General features: G+C 40.6%; 8 protein-coding genes and 3 pseudogenes. 3 read left to right on the forward strand and 8 right to left on the reverse strand.

Annotated features, from left to right (window positions below; genetic code table 11):
* Positions 1-662: hypothetical protein (locus H6G97_RS40240; RefSeq protein ID WP_190946211.1), on the reverse strand; the 662-nt coding region annotated here is incomplete at its 3' end.
* 481 nt (positions 663-1,143) lie between these two features.
* Here H6G97_RS40240 and H6G97_RS40245 point away from each other — a divergent pair.
* Positions 1,144-1,389 carry a hypothetical protein gene (locus H6G97_RS40245; protein WP_190944382.1) on the forward strand — a complete coding sequence of 82 codons (246 nt, stop codon included), beginning with the start codon at positions 1,144-1,146 and terminating at the stop codon, positions 1,387-1,389.
* A 199-nt stretch (positions 1,390-1,588) separates the two neighbouring features.
* Entirely contained in the window at positions 1,589-1,930 is a 342-nt protein-coding gene (locus tag H6G97_RS40250) for a hypothetical protein (protein WP_190946212.1), read from the forward strand.
* A 161-nt stretch (positions 1,931-2,091) separates the two neighbouring features.
* Here the strand turns inward: H6G97_RS40250 and H6G97_RS40255 are convergent, their stop codons facing one another.
* The 3 genes and pseudogenes from H6G97_RS40255 to H6G97_RS40265 form a co-directional block, all read right to left on the reverse strand.
* Complete coding sequence (locus H6G97_RS40255; RefSeq protein WP_338421949.1) at positions 2,092-4,416, reverse strand: hypothetical protein; 2,325 nt, start codon at positions 4,414-4,416, stop codon at positions 2,092-2,094.
* A 2-nt stretch (positions 4,417-4,418) separates the two neighbouring features.
* A pseudogene (locus H6G97_RS40260) lies at positions 4,419-4,571 on the reverse strand (IS630 family transposase); the annotation flags it as partial.
* Between the two features lie 20 nt (positions 4,572-4,591).
* Positions 4,592-5,578, reverse strand: a pseudogene (locus H6G97_RS40265) (hypothetical protein); the annotation flags it as partial.
* Positions 5,579-5,616: 38 nt separating this feature from the next.
* Here H6G97_RS40265 and H6G97_RS40270 point away from each other — a divergent pair.
* On the forward strand, positions 5,617-6,147 hold the full coding sequence (locus H6G97_RS40270; RefSeq protein WP_190946213.1) for a hypothetical protein: 531 nt from the start codon (positions 5,617-5,619) through the stop codon (positions 6,145-6,147).
* Positions 6,148-6,227: 80 nt separating this feature from the next.
* On the opposite strand, the gene H6G97_RS40275 is transcribed toward H6G97_RS40270, so the two are convergent.
* The 4 genes and pseudogenes from H6G97_RS40275 to H6G97_RS40290 all read right to left on the reverse strand — a co-directional run.
* Entirely contained in the window at positions 6,228-6,392 is a 165-nt protein-coding gene (locus H6G97_RS40275) for a hypothetical protein (RefSeq protein ID WP_190946214.1), read from the reverse strand.
* A gap of 53 nt (positions 6,393-6,445) precedes the next feature.
* On the reverse strand, positions 6,446-6,820 hold the full coding sequence (locus tag H6G97_RS40280; protein ID WP_190946215.1) for a hypothetical protein: 375 nt from the start codon (positions 6,818-6,820) through the stop codon (positions 6,446-6,448).
* A 362-nt stretch (positions 6,821-7,182) separates the two neighbouring features.
* Entirely contained in the window at positions 7,183-7,593 is a 411-nt protein-coding gene (locus H6G97_RS40285; RefSeq protein WP_190946216.1) for a hypothetical protein, read from the reverse strand.
* 1 nt (position 7,594) lies between these two features.
* Positions 7,595-8,023, reverse strand: a pseudogene (locus H6G97_RS40290) (AIPR family protein); the annotation flags it as partial.

An 8,023-nucleotide genomic window follows, 5' to 3' on the forward strand; every position in this document is an offset into this window, starting at 1 on the left:
CGTTCTTCTTCAATAGCCGCCTCTCGCTGTATCCTTTTGGGTTCTGCCATCTCTGCTTCTAAGCGTTCTTGCGCTAATTTCTCCTTCTCAATTCTTTCTTTCAAAAGCCTTTCCCGCTCTTGGGTTTCTTGTTCTACCCTCTCCCTCTCAAGTCTGATTAATCGCTGCTCAACTCGTCCACAGTAAAAATCTAATGCTTTACCCGTCGCTGCTCCGGTACAGGTACCACCCAATAGAAAGATGAGTCCGGTTTTCCAACCTTCAATCGGGCTACCACTCCACTGCAAACTTTTTTGGTTAAACCATACCAGCACAGAGAAGACACAAATTCCAACTACTGTATTGATGAGCGCAAAAACTCTTGGTGTCATTTCAGTCTGTCGCAGTATTAGCCACTGTCCCAGCCAGAGTATTGCACCAAAAATCACCGCAGCGATCCCGCTCATAACCAAATGTCCTGGATATTTAGACGGATCTAGTATCATGTTAATGATCAATGGTACAAATATCAGCAGACAGAGCAAAAAGCCAATTAATAAGCCAACGACGCTTATCAAGCTCCAGTAGCGACCGAGATAACCAAGGCGGAATTCCAGTATCCACTCTTGTACGGGGAGCATGGTTATGTAAAACGCGATTCCTGCACTGACGTAATCGAGCATTGGCAGTTATTTTACCTTTGTATCTAGCATATTTGGCATAGTAGGGTATCCGCCGAAAGGTCTATGTGCAAAATCGGACACGTCGTAAAGTTTGGTAAAGTTTATTATCAAAAACCTTAATTTACCGTTGTTTCAGCCTCGACCTCAACTTGACTATTCAAATGAAAACATTCCCTAAAAGGGTTATTTAGGGAGATCCAATAAATAAATAAATCAGCCCAGCCGTCGCTTTCGCCTTGAGGGCTTTCATCGCCTAGATATCTCGGTTTTGCTAAAAATATTATTGATACGGCTGGGCTGATTTATTCGTGTCTTGTGCCTTATGGGCAAGTGGTAAGCACAAAAAGGGGTGGAAGTTCCCTCTGAAAAATCACCACTCAACGTCGGCGATCGCTACCCTCGACATATCTACCTTGCCTTTATCTGTAAGCTTTTATCATAAAGCTAGCTATTTGACAAGATATTTGTTATACTTATTTACATGAACAATGATTTCGACTTCAAATCTCCTGAGCTATTTGGTTCTGTTGTTTTCAGACCTGATTTTAATAGCTTTAAGACTATCAATGCTTCCCAAGCTTGGTCTTTATTCTTTACAGGTGGTAGAGAAGACAAAAAACTAGATTCTAACCCTCGAATAGGTCTTTTGTTTACTAGTATTTTGCTAGGTCTTAGTGTTTCTGGGTTCGCCAGCGCACTAATTACCCGGACAATATTTCCTGCTTAAGTGCTTGACTAGTAGCTAATACGAAGTATAACTCTGAACCACCAAGAAGTTGGTGGTTCAGAGTTATACTGTGTCTTCACTAATATCTGAGTAATGCCATAGTTTCGGCTAACCTATAAATCTTTTAGACTCTGACTAGCCTTGAGGATATCAGGACAAATATTTATCTAAAATTTGGCAATTTAATCTAGGATAATTTATGTTACACTTTAACACCTTGACGGTATTTTCAAGCACTTACTGCATTGGTATTTGTGCTTTTCTAATCCCAGCCAACCTAATTGCTACCTCGTTAACAATAGGTTTGACATTATTGTGCCGTCCAGCTATTAATATTTGGCGAAGTGCTGCAATTGCTAGTACCTTTGCTTTATTAATCATACTGCACGTATTTGCTTGGTTCATGATTGGAGTTGTCATGGCTCCCACATACATTTTATTGGGGCTAGGAAGCATCTGTCTGGGAGCAAATTTAGGAGCAATTCTCCTATACAAACGCTTTGCAAATGCGTATGTAGCGATGAAAGTTGAATTTTCCTAAGCTCCATATTCCAAGCTCCTGAATTTATTCATGGGGTTATTAATTACGGATTACGTAAAGCCTGCGGCATAGCTTTGCTTAGAGCGTAGCGGGGCGCAGCCCATTAGTAATTACGAATTGGAGCAAAGCGACTTGGCTTCTGGCTGCTGAATTCTTCAAATCTATCTTTGTAAGTCTATTTGTTGTGTTTGAGATTTAGCTAGTATTTTATCAATTTGAGTATTAGCATCCTCAAAAGTTTGCAATATCTGTGGAGTTAGTTTATAAGCCTGCACCTGGCCAGATTGCAAGTTTAAAATTACCTCTCCATTTTTCTGCGAAATAGTTAAATCCCTCTGTTGGGTGTTGAAAGCCAAGTCATAAATCTTTCCTTGAACTTGAGTCCCATTTTCATCAGACTTACCCCAGACCATACCAATCCTTTGAGCAATTTGAGTCAACCGACTGATGGCTTCAAGTTCAAATGTATCTTGATTCATTACTGTCAACGCTTGGGCTGATAATTGCTTACCAGCTTTAAACTGATTGGCCACTTCTACAATGCGTTTTTTGTAATTCTCCGACTTCCCTAACTTATCTGCGGCATTGTACCAACTTCTCAAGTCATCAATAGTGACTGTCGGAGGCTTCTCTACACCTAGAGGTTCGGTTTTTGTACTATTACTAATGTCTGGTGTAGAAGGATTAATGGAGAGTAATGGAGTTATAGATTGGTTAGGTGGGGATTGTGCTGTTTGTTCTGGTGGTTTCAAAAACTGCGGTCGTGTGGCGAGGGAATTAACCCTTTGTTGATACTCACTATCCGTTTCAATCACAGCCCCAAATTTCTTGGACATGCTCTCTAAAGTTTTGGCAGGGATGGAGCTATCAACTAAGTTAAATACCGCTAGACCTTTTTTAGTTTCCCTGATCACATCTTCTATTGGTACTTGCTCCCATTCAACTTTTTGAGCAGTTAACCATTTAGTCACAGTATCAGCTTTCTGGTTGTCAACAGCCAAGCCCATGATTCCAAGTTTTTTGTTTGATTCTGTAGAAAATAAGAAAGTAGGACGCTCTTTAATCTGATGTAGAATTTTAGCACTACTCTCAATCATATACAGCTGTTGAGAATTAACTGATTGAGTCCCAAAAGCCTGAAATTCCTTCGTCCATTTTTGAGGATATTCAACGGTATTAGGGTCAATTTGAGCGCAAATAACAGAAAAGTTACTTTCAATAATAGTGGGTGCGGGTGTAAGTTTTCCGGTTTTGAGTAGCCCAAATTGTCTGAGCGCGTCTTTGTCTTTTTTGAAATGTAATACCCCCAAGGGTTCACCATTCAAAAATACAGCATCTCTACTTTTAGAAGCTGAGGTTTCGATAGTCAGTTTTCGGTAATCTTGATCATTGAATGTCTGACCAGAAAAATCATAAAAGTTAATTTTATTAATTTTCAGGAGATTACCATTGGGAGATTCACCCAGCACAAAAGCTTGATCTCCAGTTTCGGAGATAGAAGTAAGTTTTAACTTTAGAGGATTACCATTTTTCAAGTAATCAATTTGTTTTAACTGTTGGACAGAATCATTGTCTAACTCCCCTAGAGTTTTGCCATCAAGTTTTATTTTTACTGTTTTGTCAGTCACCGGCACAGTGCCAAATTCTAAGTTTACGGGTTCGGCGTTAAAAACAAGTCCTGCATAAGAGAAATTCTTGAGTTCACGGATAGTAATTTCAATCGGCTCGTTTCCTGGCAGTCCAATAGTTGCTTTGGCAGTGGCAGGTTCTATCCCAACCATACGGGAGAGCGCTTTCGTTCCAATGGGAAGCTGTGCGGTTCTGGTTTCGAGCATGGCGAATTCCTTGTATTCGCCGTCACTATCCTGGACAAACATTAGCCTAGAAACATGGCGCTCATGTCCGACTGGATGGTGAGAAGCTCTGATTTCTATCGGGTGTTTTTCGGTTGGATTCCAGTCTCGACCCAAAAATTGATTCGCTTCATTATTTAATGTGACTAACTTCGGCTCAGTAAATTGCAATTTATCTAAGCGAGAGATAATCTCATTGGGGAAAGCAGCGAAGGCAAAATTAGAGACTTTTTTAGCGATCGCCTGGGGATTTGCGTTTTCTTTTCTTGCAACTTCAAGTTCATCTTGGCGAGATGCACAGATGTTCCAAGCGGCGGCGGCAGATGCAAGTTTTTCCGACTCTGGGATATTCGCATAAAATGCGAGAGTCGTCTCCTGCGCCAAGGCATAGAGTAGTTTAGTTTGGCTTCTAGTAAGTTCTGGTTTTAGTTCTAGGAGTTTAGCTCCCTGCATGGTCATCCCCGCCTTGAGGTTGTGGTCAGTCACAGATTGTTGGCTAACTGTCCCCAGGTTGCGGTAAGCGGGTTTCCCATCTGACCCAATCTCACCATCTATCTGTGCAACTGCTAATAATTTATGGGGGCGTTCACTGTTTGTGAATTTAATCTCATCTAGGCGAATAAGCTGTTCCACATTTAGTTTGCAATAGCAGCATTACCTTTATTTTTAATTTTTCTTCCCCATCTAATTATTAACTCTCCCTGATTTAACAACCTATTTAATAAGTTTTTCAGTTCCTCTACTGATTTAAATAGGCGATGAGATATGTATTCTTTCGCCGAATGCCAAAAGTATCAGCTTTAACTGATTCAATAATTTCTTGTTCTAAAGATTTTTTTTGCTCTTCTGAAAATTCTTTTCGCTTTTCGTAGTTTTCACAGTACAGTTGTGCAACAATTCTAGGGTCATCTTGAGCTTCTGCTAGCTTTTGGGCTTGTACCTCTAGTTCTTCTGCAAAATCCTTAATACCTTGAGGAAATGATGCTAATAATTGAGATATAGCAGTTTTACCTCGCTCTGATTGGGACTTTTCGCCTAACCAGATTTTTTGTTTGTATAATCCCGGTTGAATTTGGGGTTTATTCGGTTTATCGGGATGATCTTTGTCCGTACCTTTGAAGCTAGATAGGGGAAGAATTAAGTCAATTTTGGGTTCATTATTCGTGTCAGCATATTTTATTTTATCAAAAATACAAGGTCTTAATGTCCCTTTACCAAATCGATATTTAGTATCTTCTCCATCAGTTTCTGTCCACCCAAATCGATGCTGAATTACGCGATAACTTTTATCCTGCTGTTCTTCCCTTTTAGTTAATTTATCATATAGCTGGGTAGAGATTTGACCGTAGCAGTCACCTACCAATTTAAAAGCATTTTCTTTATTAAGAATTCTTCCATTTTCACCTTGTGCTTCAGTAGAGTCATCTACAATCAAAATGTTTAGTTCTTCATGTATCGAATTTTTACACCCCCCTAGAAAGATTGAACCGTAAGCACCTCTATCTTTTCTATCAGGGCATAACTTTTCAATTACTTTCAAGCATTCTGGCGACCCGTACAATAATCGGGTTTTAGAAGATAATAACAGCGTCTGCCTATTTGGGTGATTTCTTAAATCTTCTGGCGTACTATATTCATCTATATGTCCGAAAGAAAACTGTTGACCTGGAAAGTAAAATTCTAATAGAGTATTATCTAACTTTTCAGTTAAAATTGATTGGGGATTCTGATTATCTCCATCAGTGTGAATCCATTGATTTAGTCTGGGGTCAAAGTGTTGGAATTGCAAAGACATAATCTTTTTTAATCATTGAAAATTTTTAGGAGTCCAATATGTCAAGAATTAAACGCTGGTTAAATATGCATGGGAAAGAATTTAACGCAGACGGAACTTTAAAGAATGAAGCTAGACAACAAATGTTATTTGAAGGTATGAATGACGCAGCAATCAATAGTTATGCCCTTCGACTTAAAAATAACTACGATGAATGGAAACGACTAGACGAAACAGATCCAGAGCCTTGGCCTATTTATACTGCCTACGATTTCTTCACAGCAGAAGAAAAGCGGCAGTTTAACCCAGACGGTTCTCTTAACCCTGAGTACGTTCAAGAAGCTCTAGACAAGGGCATCAGCGAGGGATGGCTTGAAGAGATGGAGCGACGTAAAAAAATTGAAGTTGATGATTACAACAAAGTTTCTGAAAAACATGCAGAACAGGGAATCAATTTCGGCGCATGGCAAATGAGAGGGAGGATTGGAAACAGCAGAACATACGTTCAACGTCGGCAGCAGATGGAGCAAGACCTGCGTAACTTTGAGGATGTTGACAGTTTGCCTTTCGACAAGGACACAGCATATTAAGCTCACCCTAAGCAGAGCGAGTGGTAATATAAGCTGAAAGCATTATAAAACAGCGCTTTCAGCCTTTTAGTGACATCCTTTTAATGAGCTTGAACAGCAGGGAGGTTAGCAGCAGCCGATGGTTTGGCAGAGCGAAACGCCCCGTTAAAAAAGGCAATCATTCCTAAAATGGCAAAGGGTGTAATGATTAATATGTGCAGTGAATTGAATGCCGAGTGTTCTCTGACTACTTCAGCCCACAACATATACTTTCAGTTGGTCTTCCGTTGTCTGCTGGGCGAAAAAGCGAACTGTTTGCTTAATTGGCTTGCCGTTCTATAGTTGGAGGGATTACCCCAGACGATCGCACAACTGACTTGTTGGAAGCGGCGGCAAGGAACGCAAACATCCCTAAAATAGCAAAAGACGTAATAATCACTTGCTGTAGGGAGGCAAAGACCGACTTTTCTTTCTCCTTTTGGACAGCGATGCGATTGAGCTTCTGTTGATATATGGAGAAGTACAGATAATTCAAAACTTGTTCGCACAAGGTAGGATCTTCACCTATCTGTACTTTCTGGCACAAGAGAATTTCTAGATGCTCTCGGCGGCGATCGCTTGTAGACAAATCGCGCTCGTCCCACAGTTTTGCCTGGGTTGTATCTAAAGGTCTATTAATACCTAATATAGTCATAGTATGGCCTTCTTTAGTTGTTGAGTTAGTTGAGGGAACAGGTGTAATCGATAATTCAACTACACCCTAGTAGTTCGCTTTCGTGACGAAAGCGGGGTACTGGGTTTGGGGGAAGGTGGGGCCCCCACGAAGTAAAGGATTTGGGGCAGGGGGAAAGGGTTTAAATCCTTTAACCTTTCCCCTTTTACTTTTCCCCAGTCTGAAAAAGCGTATTTTTGGGTTGGCAGACTGCTAGTGTGCTTTTTGAAAAGTGGAACTCATACCTAACTTAAGAAGTTTAAATATGCTTTCTAAAAAGAACTAGCTACGTTAGTACTGAAAAAATCGGTACTAGAGTAACTAGTAAAGTTAGCGAGTTTATGCTATATCTCCCATTCCAAATCTGGTTGTAGAGATGAGGATAGAACCTGTGCTTTTGGTGGTGGTTGGGGTGTATCCGGCTGCAATGGGTTCGTCTGATCCTGAAATAATTCTTGTGCCAGAGTCCGCCCATTGCCGTCAATGTCACTACTCAAGAAATACTCTAAAACCTGCGGTGACGCACCATCAATTGCTGCTTGTGCTAGTAGAGATTTGATGAATTGGGGAGATGCTTCACTATCAGCTAGTACCTTCAAGGTTTGCTCGGCATCTTGGATGGTCATTTTGGAGATATCTTTAACTCCAACTTCGTCCCAGACATCCCCGAAATACTGTCGATATTGCTGATTCAAGTCTTGCTCTTGGGCAAATCGTGATAATTCTTGTACCTGCAAATGTGTCGTTTCAGTCATATTAATTTGCCAATGTTAATTGTTCACGCTTGTTATTGTTTGATCCAACCATCTTGAGCAATTGTTGATTAAGATGATTTTGAGCCGAAACGTAGAGATTATCCCAAATGATTGGGTTTCGACAGATTTTGCTGCCAACTGTATTGCCAGCTAACTTCTCTGATACCAAATACTTGCGGTAGTAGTTTGCCCATAAATGCTGTAAAAAGTCCTCCGCGAAATCATCAAAAGGAATTAACCAGTTATAGTTCTCGTCCAGGAACACGCGATAAGCAGCAACAATGGGCATAGCAATATCTGCTGGCGCACTAAACCCAAATGAGTAGCGGCTGTCGGGCAAAAGGGTATTCTTTCGCGCATCAATTGAAGCTAGGTCAATGACTCCTTTCTTTCGTGGATTGGTGATGTGTTCCTCAATAGTCTTAAACAG

Origin of the sequence: Nostoc flagelliforme FACHB-838, from assembly GCF_014698065.1 — a bacterium.
In the GTDB taxonomy this organism is placed as follows: domain Bacteria; phylum Cyanobacteriota; class Cyanobacteriia; order Cyanobacteriales; family Nostocaceae; genus Nostoc; species Nostoc flagelliforme_B.

Coding starts and splice junctions, on each gene's coding strand:
- H6G97_RS40245 (WP_190944382.1), top strand. CDS start 1,144: ATGAACAATGATTTCGACTTCAAATCTCCTGAGCTATTTGGTTCTGTT.
- H6G97_RS40250 (WP_190946212.1), top strand. CDS start 1,589: ATGTTACACTTTAACACCTTGACGGTATTTTCAAGCACTTACTGCATT.
- H6G97_RS40270 (WP_190946213.1), top strand. CDS start 5,617: ATGTCAAGAATTAAACGCTGGTTAAATATGCATGGGAAAGAATTTAAC.
- H6G97_RS40275 (WP_190946214.1), bottom strand. CDS start 6,392: ATGTTGTGGGCTGAAGTAGTCAGAGAACACTCGGCATTCAATTCACTG.
- H6G97_RS40280 (WP_190946215.1), bottom strand. CDS start 6,820: ATGACTATATTAGGTATTAATAGACCTTTAGATACAACCCAGGCAAAA.
- H6G97_RS40285 (WP_190946216.1), bottom strand. CDS start 7,593: ATGACTGAAACGACACATTTGCAGGTACAAGAATTATCACGATTTGCC.